This window comes from Vibrio sp. Vf1514 (genome assembly GCF_052076135.1).
In the GTDB taxonomy this organism is placed as follows: Bacteria; Pseudomonadota; Gammaproteobacteria; order Enterobacterales; family Vibrionaceae; genus Vibrio; species Vibrio furnissii.
In genome coordinates, this window is record NZ_CP197267.1 from 1,583,602 (window position 1) to 1,600,363 (window position 16,762).

General features: G+C 49.7%; 18 protein-coding genes. 12 read left to right on the forward strand and 6 right to left on the reverse strand.

Annotated features, from left to right (window positions below):
- Nucleotides 1-219 precede the first annotated feature (219 nt).
- The 6 genes from ACS18Q_RS07370 to ACS18Q_RS07395 are packed head-to-tail and all read left to right on the forward strand — an operon-like array spanning nucleotide 220 to nucleotide 5,113.
- Nucleotides 220-1,035, forward strand: a complete 816-nt coding sequence (locus ACS18Q_RS07370) for a substrate-binding domain-containing protein (RefSeq protein WP_277755544.1) — start codon at nucleotides 220-222, stop codon at nucleotides 1,033-1,035.
- A 9-nt stretch (nucleotides 1,036-1,044) separates the two neighbouring features.
- The gene (locus tag ACS18Q_RS07375; protein ID WP_004725898.1) at nucleotides 1,045-1,743 is read left to right on the forward strand and encodes an ABC transporter permease; all 699 of its coding nucleotides are present in this window, start codon (nucleotides 1,045-1,047) and stop codon (nucleotides 1,741-1,743) included.
- Nucleotides 1,744-1,752: 9 nt separating this feature from the next.
- Complete coding sequence (locus ACS18Q_RS07380; protein ID WP_004725897.1) at nucleotides 1,753-2,463, forward strand: energy-coupling factor ABC transporter ATP-binding protein; 711 nt, start codon at nucleotides 1,753-1,755, stop codon at nucleotides 2,461-2,463.
- Nucleotides 2,441-3,028, forward strand: a complete 588-nt coding sequence (mobA, locus tag ACS18Q_RS07385) for a molybdenum cofactor guanylyltransferase MobA (protein ID WP_238773020.1) — start codon at nucleotides 2,441-2,443, stop codon at nucleotides 3,026-3,028. Before ACS18Q_RS07380 ends, mobA begins: the two co-directional genes overlap by 23 nt.
- Entirely contained in the window at nucleotides 3,025-4,815 is a 1,791-nt protein-coding gene (locus ACS18Q_RS07390) for a bifunctional molybdopterin-guanine dinucleotide biosynthesis adaptor protein MobB/molybdopterin molybdotransferase MoeA (RefSeq protein ID WP_441257616.1), read from the forward strand. The genes mobA and ACS18Q_RS07390 overlap by 4 nt, the downstream gene beginning before the upstream one ends.
- Before the next feature lie 28 nt (nucleotides 4,816-4,843).
- Nucleotides 4,844-5,113: a DUF2960 domain-containing protein gene (locus ACS18Q_RS07395; protein WP_014205065.1), complete on the forward strand. Its 270-nt coding sequence runs from the start codon at nucleotides 4,844-4,846 to the stop codon at nucleotides 5,111-5,113.
- 88 nt (nucleotides 5,114-5,201) lie between these two features.
- Here the strand turns inward: ACS18Q_RS07395 and nagK are convergent, their stop codons facing one another.
- Both nagK and ACS18Q_RS07405 read right to left on the reverse strand, forming a co-directional pair.
- Nucleotides 5,202-6,113, reverse strand: coding sequence for an N-acetylglucosamine kinase (nagK, locus tag ACS18Q_RS07400; RefSeq protein WP_441257617.1), 912 nt, complete (start codon nucleotides 6,111-6,113; stop codon nucleotides 5,202-5,204).
- 161 nt (nucleotides 6,114-6,274) lie between these two features.
- Nucleotides 6,275-7,012, reverse strand: a complete 738-nt coding sequence (locus tag ACS18Q_RS07405) for a tRNA-uridine aminocarboxypropyltransferase (protein ID WP_038151131.1) — start codon at nucleotides 7,010-7,012, stop codon at nucleotides 6,275-6,277.
- Nucleotides 7,013-7,132: 120 nt separating this feature from the next.
- On the opposite strand from ACS18Q_RS07405, the gene ACS18Q_RS07410 reads away from it, so the two are divergent.
- Entirely contained in the window at nucleotides 7,133-7,924 is a 792-nt protein-coding gene (locus ACS18Q_RS07410) for a sterol desaturase family protein (protein ID WP_441257618.1), read from the forward strand.
- On the opposite strand, the gene ACS18Q_RS07415 is transcribed toward ACS18Q_RS07410, so the two are convergent.
- Nucleotides 7,921-9,954: a methyl-accepting chemotaxis protein gene (locus tag ACS18Q_RS07415; RefSeq protein ID WP_441257619.1), complete on the reverse strand. Its 2,034-nt coding sequence runs from the start codon at nucleotides 9,952-9,954 to the stop codon at nucleotides 7,921-7,923. The two genes, ACS18Q_RS07410 and ACS18Q_RS07415, sit on opposite strands and share 4 nt — an antisense overlap.
- Nucleotides 9,955-10,052: 98 nt before the next feature.
- Between ACS18Q_RS07415 and ACS18Q_RS07420 the strand changes: the two genes are divergently transcribed.
- Nucleotides 10,053-10,580 (forward strand): NlpC/P60 family protein, encoded by a 528-nt coding sequence (locus ACS18Q_RS07420; protein ID WP_394624562.1) that lies wholly within the window; start codon nucleotides 10,053-10,055, stop codon nucleotides 10,578-10,580.
- On the opposite strand, the gene ACS18Q_RS07425 is transcribed toward ACS18Q_RS07420, so the two are convergent.
- Nucleotides 10,577-10,918, reverse strand: coding sequence for a DUF3802 family protein (locus tag ACS18Q_RS07425; protein ID WP_004725876.1), 342 nt, complete (start codon nucleotides 10,916-10,918; stop codon nucleotides 10,577-10,579). The genes ACS18Q_RS07420 and ACS18Q_RS07425 overlap by 4 nt on opposite strands.
- A gap of 396 nt (nucleotides 10,919-11,314) precedes the next feature.
- On the opposite strand from ACS18Q_RS07425, the gene ACS18Q_RS07430 reads away from it, so the two are divergent.
- Nucleotides 11,315-12,181, forward strand: a complete 867-nt coding sequence (locus ACS18Q_RS07430) for a fructosamine kinase family protein (protein WP_004725873.1) — start codon at nucleotides 11,315-11,317, stop codon at nucleotides 12,179-12,181.
- A 166-nt stretch (nucleotides 12,182-12,347) separates the two neighbouring features.
- Nucleotides 12,348-12,551 carry a CPXCG motif-containing cysteine-rich protein gene (locus ACS18Q_RS07435; RefSeq protein ID WP_232658788.1) on the forward strand — a complete coding sequence of 68 codons (204 nt, stop codon included), beginning with the start codon at nucleotides 12,348-12,350 and terminating at the stop codon, nucleotides 12,549-12,551.
- A gap of 29 nt (nucleotides 12,552-12,580) precedes the next feature.
- On the opposite strand, the gene ACS18Q_RS07440 is transcribed toward ACS18Q_RS07435, so the two are convergent.
- A complete protein-coding gene (locus ACS18Q_RS07440) occupies nucleotides 12,581-13,192 on the reverse strand; it encodes a riboflavin synthase subunit alpha (RefSeq protein ID WP_154181174.1) in 612 nt (203 codons plus the stop codon).
- A 114-nt stretch (nucleotides 13,193-13,306) separates the two neighbouring features.
- Here ACS18Q_RS07440 and ACS18Q_RS07445 point away from each other — a divergent pair, with 114 nt between their 5' ends.
- Together ACS18Q_RS07445 and ACS18Q_RS07450 are read left to right on the forward strand one after the other, a co-directional pair.
- The gene (locus tag ACS18Q_RS07445) at nucleotides 13,307-14,683 is read left to right on the forward strand and encodes an MATE family efflux transporter (protein ID WP_441256866.1); all 1,377 of its coding nucleotides are present in this window, start codon (nucleotides 13,307-13,309) and stop codon (nucleotides 14,681-14,683) included.
- Nucleotides 14,684-14,751: 68 nt separating this feature from the next.
- The gene (locus ACS18Q_RS07450; RefSeq protein WP_441256867.1) at nucleotides 14,752-15,744 is read left to right on the forward strand and encodes a DUF3080 domain-containing protein; all 993 of its coding nucleotides are present in this window, start codon (nucleotides 14,752-14,754) and stop codon (nucleotides 15,742-15,744) included.
- 40 nt (nucleotides 15,745-15,784) lie between these two features.
- Here ACS18Q_RS07450 and ACS18Q_RS07455 read toward each other — a convergent pair whose 3' ends face one another.
- On the reverse strand, nucleotides 15,785-16,633 hold the full coding sequence (locus ACS18Q_RS07455; protein ID WP_158165303.1) for a DNA ligase: 849 nt from the start codon (nucleotides 16,631-16,633) through the stop codon (nucleotides 15,785-15,787).
- Nucleotides 16,634-16,762 lie beyond the last annotated feature (129 nt).

Below are 16,762 nucleotides of genomic sequence, written 5' to 3' on the forward strand. Positions count from 1 at the left end.
AACCTTACTATCGATACGCTTAACATGGGACAATTTGTCCTAACATATGTGCACTAACACTTATTTTAGTCAGGATTTGTTGAATAACCTTTGTTTTTTGATGGTGAATTGAGTTATTAGTTTTGGCATCCAGATTGCAAGAAGACGCGGATTGCTCGCGCGGCTTCTGCGCGCTGCAATGCCTTTGTAATGACTCTTATCTGCCAAATGGAAATTAGAATGAAAAAAGTGATCTTCAGCCTTACAGCCTCTTCTTTGCTTCTCGTCAGTTATTCCGCATCCAGTGCCGATGATGTTCAACGCATTCGCCTCGCGACCACCACCAGTACATACCATTCCGGCCTGCTGGACTACCTGTTGCCGAAGTTTGAACACGATTCTGGCTACAAAGTGGATGTGATTGCCGCAGGCACCGGTAAAGCGCTCAAAATGGGTGAAAACGGTGACGTGGACTTGGTTATGACGCACGCACCAAAAGCAGAAGCGAGCTTTGTTGAGCATGGCTACGGTGTGATGCCACGTAAACTGATGTACAACGACTTCATTATTGTTGGCCCTGAGAACGATCCGGCGCACATTGCGCAACAAAAAGATATCGCGCAAGTGTTCAAGCAGATCGCCACAAGCGATGTCAGCTTCATCTCGCGCGGTGATGACTCCGGAACACACAAGAAAGAGCTGGGCATTTGGGCGCAAACCAACATTGAACCGAACTTTGGTGGCTACCGCTCTGTCGGTCAAGGCATGGGGCCAACGCTGAACATGGCCTCTGAGATGCAAGCCTACACCATGACCGATCGCGGCACATGGCTGGCCTACACCAACAAGCTGGACCTCAAAGTGCTGTTCCAAGGCGATAAAGCACTGTTCAACCCATACCAAGTGATTTTGATTAACCCAGAACGCTACCCAACCATCAACTACCAAGGCGCAAAAGCGTTCAGTGATTGGTTGGTTGCGGACAACGGCCAAAAGTTGATTAACGACTTTAAACTGAATGGACAACAGCTGTTTGTTGCAAACGCGAACGAGTAATCGCCATTCATGAGCTTATGGCAAACCACATTGGATGCACTCACCTTACTGGTGAGCTTTGATTCCGAACTTTGGGAGATCGTTGCGGTCTCCTTTAGTGTTTCTTTAGCGGCCATCAGTTTGGTGATGGTGCCCTCCGTGCTGCTCGCTTTTGTGCTGGCTTACACCAATTTTCGAGGCAAGTGGCTGCTGCTCTCGTTGATCAACACTCTACAAGCGGTGCCGACTGTGGTGATTGGTTTATTGCTGTACATGACGCTGTCGCGCTCCGGTCCTTTGGGCGATTGGCAGATGCTGTTCACGCAAAAAGCGATGATTGCAGGCCAGATGTTGATCTGTTTTCCGATTTTGGTTTCCATGATGCATGGCGCGTTGCAATCAAGCGATCGTCGTTCGGTTGAAACCGCGATGACGCTAGGCGTATCCGTGCCTCGCATCGCAGCCACCATCATGTGGGAAACCCGTTTCCCGCTCTGCGCAGCTACAATCGCTGGTTTTTCTCGCATCGTGACCGAGGTTGGCTGCTCCATGATGGTGGGCGGCAACATCATGGGATTGACGCGTAACATTCCGACCGCCATCGCCATGGAGAGTCATAAAGGCGCGTTTGCGCAAGGTGTTGCATTGGGAATGGTGCTACTCTCATTAGCACTGGCTCTCAATTTTTTGCTTACCAGTATGCGTGGCAAAGGCTATCTACGTACATAAGGATGTCGAATGTCGATTAAGCTAACCGCACAGCAGTTATCCATGCGTTTTAAAGATCGCGTTCTGTTTCACATTCCCCAACTTTCCATTGGTCCCAACGACGCGATTTATCTCAAGGGCGACAACGGTGTGGGTAAAACCACGCTGCTCAAAATTTTGGCCGGCTTGCTGACGCCAACGACGGGCCAAGTGCTCAATCAAGACACATGGTGGCGCCGTCTCTGGCACACCAATGCTCGTCGCAACGTGATTTATCTTCATCAAAGTCCTTATCTATTTGACGACACCGTGTACCAAAATGTGGTGTATGGTATTCGATTTTCCTCTCAATCGGCTCAAGATAAACGGTCGGAAGTGATCACCGCACTGCGCATGGTGGGGCTCGAAACACTTGCCGACGAACATGTTTCGGTGCTCTCCGGCGGTGAAAAACAGCGCGTAGCCATGGCGCGCGCATGGATTTTGAAACCATCGATTTTACTAATGGATGAGCCAAGTGCATCATTAGATCAGGAATCCATCGACAGATTAGTTATAATGGCCAAGGATTTACTGGATCGAGGCTCCAGTTTGGTGATCACAAGCCATCAGACAAACGCACTCACTACATTGTGTAAAAAGCAGTGGTGGATAAAAGACCTCACACTGGTTGAATCGCCGTTGCTTCATGTCGTCAAAGAAGAACAAGAGAAAACCTATGTTACTTCCCTCTCAAACTAGTTGGGTGATTTTAGCGGGTGGCCAGGCCAGCCGCATGGGTGGAAACGACAAAGGACTGATCAAACTCAACGATAAACCCTTGGTGCAGCACGTTTTGGAACGTCTGCAACCCCAAGCGGAACGGATTCTTATCAACGCCAATCGTCATCAAGATTGGTATCAGCAATTTGCCCCCGTGGTTTCTGACCATTTCGCTGGCTATCCGGGCCCTCTCGGTGGAATTCATGCTGGCCTGACTGCGGCCACCACCGATTGGGTTGGTTTTGTGCCTTGCGACAGCCCGATGATCGCGACGGACTTGGTGCAACGTTTTTGTGCTGCCGTGACACCAGGCACCGACATCGTGGTTGCCACCGATGGCAACCATCAACAGCCTGTTTTTACTCTATTTCACAAACGCGTTCTCCCTCGACTGGCTGCCTTCCTTGAACGTGGTGATCGAAAAATCATCCTGCTCTACAACGAATGCCACACGGTAGAAGTCGATTTCAGCGATTCACCCGACTGCTTTTTCAATTTAAATACGCCACAAGAGCTGGCTCAATTTGGAGCGCTTCAGCCATGAGTTCACATCATTCTTCACGTCCTTCACTGCCTTTACTTGGCTTTGCCGCGTACTCTGGCACCGGGAAAACCACCCTCCTTGAACTGCTGGTGCCCAAATTGACTGCAGCGGGATTGCGTTTGGGGATTTTGAAACACGCGCACCATAATTTTGATGTCGACAAACCGGGTAAAGACAGCTATCGCTTGCGGAAAGCTGGCGCGTCACAGATGCTGATTGCGTCACGAAACCGATACGCGCTCATGACTGAAACACCAGACGCTGAAGCCGAATTTGATTATTTGCTGCAACGTTTCGACGCGCAGCAACTGGATGTGATTTTGGTGGAAGGCTGCAAAAACATCGCCTTTCCGAAAATCGAACTGCACCGCGCTGAAGTCGGCAAACCATGGCTGTATCCAAACGATGACAACATCATTGCCATCGCCGCCGATGAGCAGGTCGATACCACGTTGCCACAGATGGACATCAATGACTTAGATGCGATCGCTCAGTTTGTATTGGCGTACGTCAACACCGCCAGTCAACCCAAACCAATCCAGAAAGCGGAATCTGGCAGCTGCGACACGCTCTCTCCCGCCTTTTTATCGGTCGAACAAGGCCGTCAGGCGATCCTTGATGCGGTGAACGTGTTGCGTGAGCGAGACACCATCGCCGTCAATGCGGGGTATCAGCGCGTCCTGTGCGACACGATCACCTCGCCCATCAATGTGCCTGCGTATCGCAATTCCGCAATGGATGGATATGCCATCCGCAGTGAAGATATCGATTTAGCGCAATTTGAACAGGTGGCCGAAGTGATGGCCGGACACGGTTACAACGCGACGCTGCATACTGGTCAAACGGTGAAAATCATGACCGGAGCGCCGGTGCCAGACGGTGCCGATACGGTAGTCATGCGGGAACAAGCACACACCGATGGTCGCTACGTTTCCTTTGGCGATGCCCATATCAAACCGGGCCAAAATGTTCGTCAAGCAGGCGAAGATTTAGCGCTGGGCCAAAACGTGTTTACACAAGGTCAGCGCGTTCATGCCGCCGAAATGGGCATGATAGCCTCACTGGGGCTGGCATCATTGCCCGTCTACCGCAAATTAAAAGTCGCGCTGTTTTCCACCGGTGATGAGGTACAAGCGCCGGGCAGCGAACAAAACGACCATTGCATTTACGACTCCAATCGTTTCACCCTAATGGGGCTGTTGACCAATTTAGGATGTGAGATCATCGATCTGGGCATTATTGAGGATGACGAAGCGCGCATGATGGACACATTGCAACATGCCGCGGCGAACGCGGATGTGGTGATGACCTCTGGCGGTGTGTCGGTTGGTGATGCTGATTTCATTAAATCGGCATTGGAGAAATTGGGACAAATTGATTTCTGGCGTATCAACATGCGCCCGGGACGCCCGCTGGCGTTCGGCCATATCAACCACAAACCTTTCTTTGGTTTACCGGGCAATCCCGTGGCTGTGATGGTGTCATTCATCAACTTCGTGGAACCGGCGCTGCGGAAAATGCAAGGCGAAACACATTGGTCACCGTTGAAAATCCAAGCCATTGCGACAGAAGACCTGCGTTCGCGTCAGGGCCGCACGGAATTCAGCCGCGGCGTGTATAGCCTTAACGAACAAGGTCAACTGACCGTCAGAACCACCGGGAAACAAGGTTCGGGGATTCTGCGTTCCATGAGCGAAGCCAACTGCCTGATTGAAATCAGTCCTTCGATTGATACAGTAAAAGTCGGTGAAAGCGTGACAATCCTCCCACTACAAGGCAGAATCTAGCCCATTCATTGGGTATGAGAGAGAAAACATGGCTCGCACCATCATTTACACCTACAAAGATCAGGAAAAAACGCTGACTTTCTCTTACGAGAAGCATCGCAACATTCATGAAGCGGTGGCGGAAGCAGAAGGCATCGATTTGACGGACTATCTGAAAATGGAACAGCAAATCGAAGCGATTTCAGATACCAAAGCGGTTCGCAACTACCGCGACAATCACTTCCGAAAACTGGGATTTGGCCTCATTACCATGCAACCGAAAGAAAACTTTGGTGTAGGTAAGAAACCGAAAAAATGACGATAAAAAGGGCGCTGATTTCAGCGCCCTTTTCTTTCATTCAGTGTGTTGCTTGAGTCGGTATGTTTCTTGACTCAATCAGGTGCAATTACTTGATATTCAAGAATGCAGCACCGCGCACGCCGCCCGAATCGCCATGTTTGGCTTTGATGATTTTCGGACATTTTGCTACCGATAGCAGATGCTTCGGTATACGTTTCGGCATTTCTTCGTAGATGAGTTCGAAGTTTGACAGACCACCACCGAGTACAACCACGTGCGGATCGTTTGCGGTGAAGATGTTACCAAAACAGATGGCCAGCAATTCCATAAAACGCTCGACGTGCTCAACCGCTTTCGCCTCTCCGGCTTGATGCGCATTGATGATGTCGACCGCTTTCTTCTTCTCACCAAAGTAGTGTTCGTAAATCAGCTCGAAACCACGACCAGACAAGTAGTTGTCCATGCAGCCTTTTTTACCGCAGCCGCAGCTCAGCAGTGGCGCTTTTTCTGAGCCGAGGTGGAACCACGCATCAATCGGCAGACGCATGTGACCAATTTCACCTGCAACGTGGTTACGGCCAGAGAAAATGCGACCTTCGTAAACCAAACCGCCACCAAAACCAGTACCAAGGATCAACCCCATCACCGACGCTGCATCTTTTAATTCATCATCCCACGCTTCAGACAGCGCGAAACAGTTCGCATCGTTCTCAATTTTTACGCTGCGGCCAATTTTAGCTTCCAGATCCGCGCGCAGTGGTTTGCCTTTGGCTGACGGAACGTTCACAGTCAACACGGTGCCATCATCGGCATCTTCCATGCCCGGCAAACCAAGGCCAATCGTGCCTTGAACACCAAATTGATCGTCGTATTTCGCAACCAAACCGGCAATGGTGTCCACCAGTAACTGGTAATCCTCTGTCGGTGTTGGCACTCGCTCTGTTGCGACGCGCTCAAGTTTTTCGTTGAATGCACCGAACTCAATTTTTGTTCCGCCGACATCAAAGCCGTAGTACATGCGATTCTCTCCTAGTAAACACCCCAAATCTTGGGGTCAAAATAACAAAAGTTAAACAGCAGTATTATCCATAGACCATCTGACACAGTCCGTGACCAAGGGCGGGTTTATTTTGCCTGTTGCACGAATCGCGGCGTTCACACTCGGCAAATTGCCAGAGTTTAGAGTGACTTCTCGCTTTCACGATGTTCAATAAACCGTTTCAACGCCACTTTGTCCCCATCGATTTTGAGACGAGATTTACACATCAGGTAGCTTTCTTTAAAGGCGTCAAACCACAAGCGCAGGGTTTCTGCCGCTTGAAACTCACCAAATTTATCCAACACCAAACTGGCCACTTCCGCCGTTGCAAGGTGTTGTTCGTTGTCAGATTTGCGCATCACATAACGTGATAACGTGTCTGGTTCGATGGACATCAGGGGTAAATCGGCAAGATAAGGCGATTTACGGAAAATACGTTTCGCTTCGCGCCAACTGCCATCGAGGAAAATGAGCAACGGAGTGCGCGAATCCATCCGTTCTGGCAGCGTTGTTAACACCCGTTGTTTGTCTTCATCAAGCTCCGCCGGAAACACAACCACTGGAAAATAAGCAGGATCGTTGAGGATCGCCAACATCTCACGCGATGGTTCGGTGCGACTCCATTGATACACATAGGTTTCTTTGACCACATCGGCAATCAAACGCCCGGTGTTGCTTGGCTTAAAGACTTCATTTTCTGACACGATCAACATCACCGCCAGATGTGTTTCAGTATCAGGCTGGTGGTCGCACAAACAGTGTGCCAAACTCACATGGCAATAGGGGCAGCGTTGAATACGCGAACCGCGTGCTAAAAAAGGTTTGGTTGATCGTTCGAGTCGATACTGATACAAACGATGAAAGGCGTGAATTCTCATAAACGCTGTGACAGAGGGGGAAAACAGGCAGCGATTTTACTGTTAGCCACCCAAGTTCGCCAGTGTTGTGTGGGAATTAACGCAAAGTTTTTAGCGAAATGGACATTTGCTGGAGGCGTGATGCTACAACATACGGAAGCGGTTCGATTGCTGTTTTTTACTTTGGTGCTGGTTGCCTGTGCGTTATGGGAATCGAATCAGCCACGCAAAATCCTCACGCAGCGAAAATGGTTGCGTTGGGTTAACAATCTTGGGTTGGTTGGCTTAAACAGCGTGCTGCTCACCCTCGCCATGCCGATTTTAGCGGTCTCTGCCGCTCACTGGACGGAAGTCACTCAGTTTGGCGTGTTGTATTGGCTCAACCTTTCCCCTGCCCTTGCTTTCGTGCTGTCAGTGATCCTGCTCGATGGCGTGATCTATGCCCAACACGTGCTGTTTCATCGTCTGCCGACCCTGTGGCGTCTGCATCGCATGCACCATGCAGACCAGGATATTGATGTCACAACCGGCACGCGCTTTCATCCAGTCGAAATCATCATTTCCATGTGGATCAAAGTGGGTGCTGTCACCTTAATTGGTGTTTCTCCGCTGTCTGTGGTGGTGTTTGAAATTCTGCTCAATGCCAGTGCCATGTTCAACCACAGTAACGCGCGCTTACCGCTCAAAGTGGATCAATGGTTGCGTCTAGTGGTGGTGACGCCCGACATGCATCGCGTGCATCACTCGGTGATTGAACGGGAAACCCATTCCAACTTTGGCTTCTTTCTGTCGATTTGGGATCGAATGTTCCACACCTATATCGCCCAGCCGGAACAAGGTCATGATGGTATGAAAATCGGACTGCCGCTGTTTCAGCAACCCCGAGAACAATGGCTGGACAAAATGCTGACCCAGCCATTTCGCGATCATTAACTCAGCGTGTATTTGTGCAGCATGGCTTGTTGATGACCGGCAATCTCCGCGACCTGTTCGGAGCTTTCGACCATTGATTCCAATTGCAGTTTGGTCTGTTCGCCCTGCTCCGAGATGTGTGTGATTGATTGACTGACATCGGCCGTCGCGCGCTCCTGCTCTTCGGTGGCGACTGAGATCTGTTCGACGCGTGCGCGAATGTGCGTGACCGCTTGCTCAATATCCGCAAAGCTGGTTTTCACCTCTTCGCTGGAAGTCAGTGCGTGCGCCATTTCCGCTCTTGAATCTTCCACCGCCTGACGCGAGCGTCCAGCCGCTTGCACCAACTCATTCATCATTTCGCGAATATTTGCCGTTTGTGTGGTGGTATCACTGGCCAGCTTGCGTACTTCGTCGGCAACCACCGCAAAACCGCGCCCTTGTTCACCGGCACGCGCGGCTTCAATGGCTGCGTTTAGTGCGAGCAAATTGGTGCTGTCGGCAATACCGCTGATTAAATCGACCATTTCACGAATCTTGGTCACACGTGTATCGAGTTCCAACATGGCGGCTTCGTTGATGTTGAGCGTTGAGTCCAACGACTGCAGACGCTGACGATTCAATTCCACCACGGTCACCCCATGCGCAGAATACTTCGCTGCCGACAGCGAATCGGTGTAAGAATCGTTGGTTACGCCAGCAATTTCACGAATCGACGCTTCCAACTGGTTAATGGTGGTCACCATGTTCATCAATGCTTGATTCTGTAACGCCAAGCTTTTGTTCGATTGATCAGCGGCGTCGTAACTTAACTCAGCGGTTTGATACAAGGTTTCGCAGTTGCGTGTCACAGTCGAAATCGAATCGTGGGTGCTGTCAATCACCTGATTCAGTTGGGTCGCAATGTGGTGAAACTCTTTCGGCCCCGTCATTGACGCCTGATGAGCAAGATCATGTTCGGTCATCAAGGTGAGGTGCTTGCTGATATTTCGCATGCCATTGTTGACCCATCGACGTAAACCAAACCATGCCAGCACAATCATCACGACCAAGACGGCACCACTCACCACTTGAATCCAAGTGACGCTTAACATGGTGCTTTGCACTTCGCGCTCTTTGGCGCTAATCAGTGCTTTTGCATCGCTTGATAACGCGTTCAGTGTGTTCACTGTCGCTTGAGCCACGATCGCCGCTTGTTCAAACTGTTGGTTTTGTTGCTGTGAGGTGTGCAGCTTGTCGATGATCTGGTCAAGAATACCGCCTGACTTAAATCCGGTTTGCACCATGTCATACGGCGCAGTCAAGCTGGCAAAATCCATGACATCTGGGTGCCACTCTTTGAAATCATCAAACGCCAATGCCAAACCAGCAAGGCGATTTTTCAGCTCTTTGTATTGCGTTTGCGCGTTGTTGAAGTCATCTTGCATCATCAACATTAAAAAGGTGCTTTCCATCGAGCTGGCTGAGGCCGTAAAGCGGTTGGCGGCATCCATCGACTCAGGATTATCGACCGAAAGAAACGACGCGATGCGGCTCATCTCCGGCCCAATCGAGCTTAATCCGTAACGGAAGCCGGTCGCTTGATCGGCAATGGTCTTTTGCTGAGTCAATTGCTGTTGCTGGGCATTGAGAATGGTGTTGGACAACGCGCTCAGTTGGTGAATGTTCTCCATCAACGTTTGCAATTTCTCGGCGTCGATGAGGTTGGCAAACTGCGCCGAAATCGCTTTCATATGTTCCAGCGATTGCTGGGCTTGCGTCTCGAGCTCAGAAATGTTGGACTGAATGGCGGTGAGCTCGTCGGCAGTTTTGGCGCGACTGCCATAACCGAGAAATTTAACTTGTTCGAGAATATTTTGAGTGAGCGACGCATTGGTCATGGCCAAAGGCAGTGCTTGCTCTGATAGGTGATTGAATTGGTCACCCACTCGTTCAATGCCTTTGATACTAGTGACAGAAAGAACGATGACGAGTAGTGTGATCGACATAAAGATGGCAGTGAGCGTTTGAATAAGAGACAACGCTTTGCCTGGCTGATTAGGCTGAGTCATAGGAAGTTGAGAGTCCGATTCCACTTTTAAAGATCCGTCGCCATGGTAGGAATCGAATGTGTCAGAAATATTTCATTCAAATTTCATTTAAGTGACAGATGATGAGAAAACGTATTCCCTTTCTGGTGGTATGCCTCGCACTTGCGGGATGTTCATCCGTTCCCCCCGGCCACCATGCATCGGAAAGCCTTGCGGCACCATTGTCGCCGGCCAATGCCATGTCAGACGATTCACTCGAAGCGCGCAAAGAGATTGCGTTTTTTGATATTTACAACCAATGGCAAGGCGTCCCTTATCAATTTGGTGGCAACACCAAACGCGGCGTCGATTGTTCGGCATTCGTGCAGATCGCGTATCGCGACGCGTGGCAACAGCCCCTACCGCGCACCACGACGTCACAAAGCCAAGTTGGCAATGCCGTGGCATACAATCAGGCAAAATATGGGGATTTGGTGTTCTTTAAGACATCGCGTAGCACGCAGCATGTGGGCGTTTATCTGGGCAACAAACTATTTATGCATGCCTCAACATCGCAAGGTGTGATGATTTCGAGGTTAGATAACCCGTATTGGGCTTCCAAGTTTTGGCAGTTCAGGCGGATAGAGACTCCGCCTGAGATCCATTAATCGTATTGGCTGACTGCTGTATCAAACAGGTTTTTCACCAACGCAATATACTCATCAAGGAAGATGATTTGTTCGTTGGTTGCCGGTTTACCCCACACGCCCGCTAACACTTCGCCGAGATCGTCGACGACGGAGTCCGCTTCTTTCAGCAATTGAAAACGTACGCTGGAATGGAGTTCCGGGTTTTGTTCAAAAATAGCCATGATGTTACTGGCAACCATATCCGTAGCCACGTCTTCGACACTTTCTTCGCCAGTGTCACCTTCACGTGTAAAGATATCCATGTTCATTGCCAGGTGTTCAATCAGCGCTAAATAACCATCGGTTTCTACAACCACTTTTCTTCTCCGCTATACCGCTTAATGCCAAACACGACGTTACCTTGTGTAATACTAAGCCATGTGTCCTTTTTTTCACAGTTTCTCACTGAGGTAATCCCTCATATTCTTGCCCAATATCAAGAGACGAACACATTTTGCTGAAATGATGAATCGACGTCGTATGTTGATTGGCTAAATATTGCATTACAAGGCGACATTATTGCACTGGATCATGAGTGAACCGAGATAACTTACGATGATGGGTTATCGGTTTTTTGATAACAGTCACATTTATATGCATTTATAGGACGGAGTCAGTAAGTGAATGAAATTATGTGCATTCGTTGTCTGAAATATAGTCAATGATCGCCTAAACTGTCTTACAACAACGACGTACCGGGACGGAGCAAAACTATGTGGCAAGCGATCGCGCAACAGCTCTCAGACACTTTGATGTTCCAATTCGACATCACTGAAAAAGACAAGATCAACGGCGGAGACCTGCATGAGTGCTACATGATCTCCGATGGCCGTGAGCGTTATTTTGTCAAACTCAACCAACGTGAACATTTGCCCCAATACGAGTTAGAAGCGGAAAACCTACGCGTTTTGCGGGAAAGCTCAACCGTTTCCGTGCCGGAGTTGGTGTTGGTTGGCACCAGCAAAAGCCATGCGTTTATCATCCTCAATTACCTGCCCACCAAACCACTGGACGATGCGACGAACAGTTTTAAGTTTGGCGTTCAACTGGCGCAGCTTCATCAATGGGGCGATCAAAAAGAGTACGGCTTTGATGTCGATAATTTCATTGGCAACATTGTGCAGCCCAATCAATGGGCGAAGAAATGGAGCCTCTTTTTTGCCGAACAGCGCGTTGGCTGGCAACTGCAATTGCTGAAAGAAAAAGGCATTGAACTGGTCAATATCAATGAGTTTGTTGAACTGGTTAAACAACGCTTGGCCAACCACTCGCCTCGTCCATCGTTACTGCATGGCGACTTATGGCATGGCAACGTGGCAAACTCTGCATTTGGCCCGATCTGCTACGATCCAGCGTGTTATTGGGGCGACCGCGAGTGCGACATCGCCATGACGGAACTGTTTGGCGGGTTCCAACCTGATTTCTACCAAGGGTATGAAAGCGTGTTGCCGCTTGATTTTAATTACGGTGAACGCAAAGACATTTATAACCTGTACCACATCTTGAATCACTACAACCACTTTGGTGGTCATTACCTTGCCGAGGCGGACAAGCTGGTTAAGAAAATTCTTACTTTTTAAACAGTTAGTCACTCATCACGGATACACTTTGTGACGATAAAGAATGCGCTAACGGGTGTTCTTTATCGGTTTTATGCCTTGCCTCAAAGTTTGTACTTAATTTCTCTCTTTAACTAACTTCGCAGCTTACTATTAACTCATCTCCCGTAGATGTAAGGAAAGTGAGATGAGAGAATTCACTGAAAAAACGGTTCAATGCCCGCATTGTGGCCATTCCATCCGCATTACCCTGGACTCTTCAAATGGCAGCCAAGAATTTTATGACGACTGCCCCGCGTGTTGTCATGCCATTCACCTCAACATGATGGTGGATGAACAACAAGACACCATTGAGCTGTATATCGATGCGGATGATGAACAGATTTTCTGAGACAAAAAAGAGCGCCTAGGCGCTCTTTTTTACATCTGCTTGGCAGCGAGAACGCGTTCGACCGTATCGACGATCGCTTGCGTTTGGGGATCAAACTCAACGTTGACGTGATCGCCAGCCTGCTTGTGCCCAAACAACGTGCGCTGCATAGTTTCTGGGATCAAGTGAACATTAAAGCGGTTCGCTTTGACTTCACCGATGGTGAGTGAGCACCCGTCGAGTCCAATGTACCCTTTCGCCAATATGTACTTCATGTGTTGGGCTGGCAGTTCAAACCAAATGGTTCGATTATTGGGTGTATCGATCACCTCGGTGATCGTCGCCACTGCACTGATGTGCCCAGACATGTTGTGACCGCCAATTTCATCGCCAAATTTCGCAGCACGCTCGATGTTCACCCAAGCTCCCGGGGCGAGTTCACCCAGGTTAGTGAGGCGTAAGGTTTCCTGCATCAAATCGAACGAAACTTCCGTGCCTTCGATTTTCGTCACCGTCAGACAACAACCGTTATGCGCGACAGACGCACCAATCGCCAAGCCTTGTCCCAGTCCCGCCGGTAAATCGAGCACATGAGTTTGGAATTTTTCTTTCTTTTCGATGGTCACAACTTTTGCTGTGCCTTGCACAATACCTGTAAACATTTTGTGATTCCGACAGTTTTTCGTGGTGCTTAGTGTGACATTTCTTTATCATTCACTCCAGCATCAAAATTTGCTTTTGATGCGCTCTAGCAGTCGTTCCTTCCGGAGAAATTCGTGCACCGTAATCAATATAAAATCGAGGCGTCTAATTTAATTAAATTGGCGACGCCAGTTCTCATCGCATCTGTCGCACAGACGGGAATGGGCTTTGTTGACACCATTATGGCCGGTGGCGTAAGCGCTATCGACATGGCGGCGGTGTCCATCGCGGCCAGTATTTGGTTGCCTTCCATTCTGTTTGGCATTGGGTTGCTTATGGCGCTGGTTCCTGTGGTGGCACAACTCAACGGCTCCGGACGTCAGCACAAAATTCCGTTTGAAATTCATCAAGGCGGCGTTTTAGCCCTGGTGATTTCCGTGCCGATCATCATCGTGCTACTGCAAACCGAAGCCATTTTGGGCATGATGAAGGTCGAACCGATGATGCAGGAAAAATCTATCGGTTACATGCACGCGATGGTGTTTGCGGTACCAGCCTTTTTATTGTTCCAAACGCTGCGTAGCTTTACCGACGGCATGTCTCTCACCAAGCCAGCCATGGTGATTGGTTTTGTTGGTCTGTTGTTTAACATTCCTCTCAACTGGATTTTTGTTTACGGCAAATTTGGCGCGCCAGCACTGGGCGGCATTGGGTGTGGCGTGGCCACGATGATCGTTTACTGGCTGATGTTCTTCATGCTGCTGTTTTACGTCATCACATCCAACCGTTTGGCGCACATTAAGCTGTTTGATTCGTTCCACAAACCCCAACTGAAAGCGCAGATTCGTCTGTTCCGTCTGGGCTTCCCGGTCGCAGCGGCGCTGTTCTTTGAAGTGACCCTCTTTGCTGTGGTTGCACTGATGGTGGCGCCATTAGGCTCCCTCGTAGTGGCAGCGCACCAAGTGGCACTCAACTTCTCATCGTTGGTGTTCATGTTACCGATGAGTATTGGTGCGGCGGTTTCGATCCGGGTCGGCCATACGCTGGGTGAAAAAGATTTCCGTGGTGCAGCGATTTCCTCCAACGTCGGTTTGATGGTGGGGGTTGGCACTGCAGTTATCACCGCCACATTGACCGTTTTGTTCCGTGAACACGTATCACTGTTGTACACCGAGAACCCAGCGGTTGTGAGCCTAGCGATGACATTGTTGATGTTTGCAGCTATCTACCAAGTGGTTGATGCCATTCAGGTGATCGCCGCAGGCGCCCTACGCGGCTACAAAGACATGGCGGCGATTTTCAACCGTACGTTCATCGCGTATTGGATTCTTGGCCTTCCATCCGGTTACATCTTGGGGATGACGGATCTGATTGTGGAACCGATGGGCGCTCAAGGCTTCTGGATTGGTTTCATCATCGGCTTAAGTTCGGCGGCATTGATGCTCGGCCTGCGTCTGTACTGGGTGCAGAAACAAGACGACGACATGCAAATGCATTTTGCGTCCCGCTAAACCCACGAGTTTGAAGGCCAGCATAACGCTGGCCTTTTTGTATACGGAATGAAGCATAAGGAGGTTGCGTGCGTTATTGGATGATTGGATTGATGGCGCTGTGGATGACAGGTTGCGACTTGGCGCGGCCTGCGATTGAGCGTGATTTTGCCGACTACATTCAACGCATTGCCAATGTTCAGGACGCCGCAGCCATTCCCTTTCCTGACACGCAAAATCAAACCTTACCGGATAAACGCAATCTTCTCATCACCATCGACCCGCTCACCCTTGGCTTACTAGACAGCTATGAACTGCGCAAATGTGCGTTGTTTTCGCTGATCGCAGAACGCAATTCCGTTCTGGGGAAAGTTCAAGATGAATTTCGCCGTTTTGATTATGAATTGGCACTGTTGCACGGCCTCACACGCTGCATCACCGACAACGACCTTTCGCCGAAATTGCGCCAACAATTAAGTGACATTGAAGCTGAGAAAATCGACCAATTACCGGCGCAGTGGCACAACTTGTTGTACACCAGCACAGCCATGCGTCAGCAGCTCACCAGCCATGAATGGCTCGAAGGTCATTGGGATACGGCACAGATTAATGAGGCGTTAACCACATTCTCCGCCATCCATGCGGCCATTGCGCAGCAACAACTGGCGGTGGCATTGCCAGTTGTCACGCCTTATCAAGAAGCGTTGGAGAAGCAACCCTTGCTCGGTCAATTGAAATTCTCGCTCGACAATTCGGCGCGCTGGCTGAGTGCGGCCACCCAGCAATTAACTCAACACGATGCCGCCATTGTTTGTGGTGCCAACCGTAACCCAACCAAACTCAATTATCTACGCAATGTATTTCAATCTATTTATGTGGAGAAGCTGCAACCTTACCTCGCTAAGATTGACAGCATCTACATCACATTAGCACCCAATATGACGCCGTTTGAACCGACACCGTTGAGCGACTACGCCTTTGCCATTGTGCAGAGCCATCAAGCATTTCGCCAAGCGATCCAACATCACATGCAATACTGGCAAGCTCTGTTTAAGCGCTGCTCCGTCACGGTGGGTCGTTAACACCATCAGGTGAGTTCACGATATGAATGATGACATGGTCTTAGTACACGGCTCGAAAGCGAACAAAGCGGGCGAAGCGCGGTTTACCTTCGGCCGTTAAGCCGTTATAGCGGTAAGTGATGAGGCTGCCAATTTCAGGTGGATTCTGACGTTGCTCGTCAGTAAAACCGGTTCCTACGTAAAACTCGGTGCCTTCGTCAGTGCGGACCAGCAACGACCCCATCATGCCTTTGTATTTGCCGTTGCCAAATTTATAGCCCATGACCCGCGCTTCAGCATCCTGATATTTTTTCAGCTTTAACAGATCGTTGCTGCGCCCTGCCTGATAATTCGCTGTTACTTTGCGTAACATGACACCTTCGCCATTTTGGTTGGTTAACGTGTCTAAATAGTTCAACAGTTCCGCTTCAGAAAGCACCGGTGAGTGCTCGATGTATTTAATGTGCGATGCGGCGGCCTGTTCCACTAAATATTTGAGGTTGTAATAACGCTTGGTGTAATCGCCGGCAGCTTCCGGCATATCAAACAGCATGAAATCAATCTTGCGCCACGCCGCATCGGATGGAGTGTGATCGAGCACCGTCTGCTGCACAAGTGGGAAATGGCCTCGTCCAGCCCACAACTCTCCTTCCAATGGATAATCCGGTAGCGGGTCGGTAAACCAATGTGGCGCGTAGATTCGATTACCATTGCGGGTCAACAGCTGTTTGCCATTCCAAATGGCACGAATACCATCGAGTTTTTCACTCTGCCAATATTCATAAATATTGATGCCATCGTGGTATTCATTTGCTTGGGCGACAGGAACAAAAGCCAGTGGATTCGCAATGGCTGGCGCGTGCTGCGCCGTCAATAACGCCGCAGCAATAAGAGTGAGTTTGAGTTGCATGAGCACGTCCAGATGAGTCAAGGATGTGCTCTATTGTGGAAAGGTTATCGAATGAGGCCAAAAGCGTGAGTGTGACGATGCGAGAGTTATCATGCTTTATCATCCCCAACGCCATGGCCCTGTGTGACA

What these genes read in the sequence shown, in the direction of transcription:
- ACS18Q_RS07390 (WP_441257616.1), top strand. Translation starts at nt 3,025, where the DNA reads ATGAGTTCACATCATTCTTCACGTCCTTCACTGCCTTTACTTGGCTTT.
- ACS18Q_RS07395 (WP_014205065.1), top strand. Translation starts at nt 4,844, where the DNA reads ATGGCTCGCACCATCATTTACACCTACAAAGATCAGGAAAAAACGCTG.
- ACS18Q_RS07375 (WP_004725898.1), top strand. Translation starts at nt 1,045, where the DNA reads ATGAGCTTATGGCAAACCACATTGGATGCACTCACCTTACTGGTGAGC.
- ACS18Q_RS07405 (WP_038151131.1), bottom strand. Translation starts at nt 7,012, where the DNA reads ATGAGAATTCACGCCTTTCATCGTTTGTATCAGTATCGACTCGAACGA.
- ACS18Q_RS07430 (WP_004725873.1), top strand. Translation starts at nt 11,315, where the DNA reads ATGTGGCAAGCGATCGCGCAACAGCTCTCAGACACTTTGATGTTCCAA.
- ACS18Q_RS07420 (WP_394624562.1), top strand. Translation starts at nt 10,053, where the DNA reads ATGATGAGAAAACGTATTCCCTTTCTGGTGGTATGCCTCGCACTTGCG.
- ACS18Q_RS07455 (WP_158165303.1), bottom strand. Translation starts at nt 16,633, where the DNA reads ATGCAACTCAAACTCACTCTTATTGCTGCGGCGTTATTGACGGCGCAG.
- ACS18Q_RS07435 (WP_232658788.1), top strand. Translation starts at nt 12,348, where the DNA reads ATGAGAGAATTCACTGAAAAAACGGTTCAATGCCCGCATTGTGGCCAT.
- ACS18Q_RS07415 (WP_441257619.1), bottom strand. Translation starts at nt 9,954, where the DNA reads ATGACTCAGCCTAATCAGCCAGGCAAAGCGTTGTCTCTTATTCAAACG.
- mobA (WP_238773020.1), top strand. Translation starts at nt 2,441, where the DNA reads ATGTTACTTCCCTCTCAAACTAGTTGGGTGATTTTAGCGGGTGGCCAG.
- nagK (WP_441257617.1), bottom strand. Translation starts at nt 6,113, where the DNA reads ATGTACTACGGCTTTGATGTCGGCGGAACAAAAATTGAGTTCGGTGCA.
- ACS18Q_RS07370 (WP_277755544.1), top strand. Translation starts at nt 220, where the DNA reads ATGAAAAAAGTGATCTTCAGCCTTACAGCCTCTTCTTTGCTTCTCGTC.
- ACS18Q_RS07410 (WP_441257618.1), top strand. Translation starts at nt 7,133, where the DNA reads ATGCTACAACATACGGAAGCGGTTCGATTGCTGTTTTTTACTTTGGTG.
- ACS18Q_RS07440 (WP_154181174.1), bottom strand. Translation starts at nt 13,192, where the DNA reads ATGTTTACAGGTATTGTGCAAGGCACAGCAAAAGTTGTGACCATCGAA.
- ACS18Q_RS07380 (WP_004725897.1), top strand. Translation starts at nt 1,753, where the DNA reads ATGTCGATTAAGCTAACCGCACAGCAGTTATCCATGCGTTTTAAAGAT.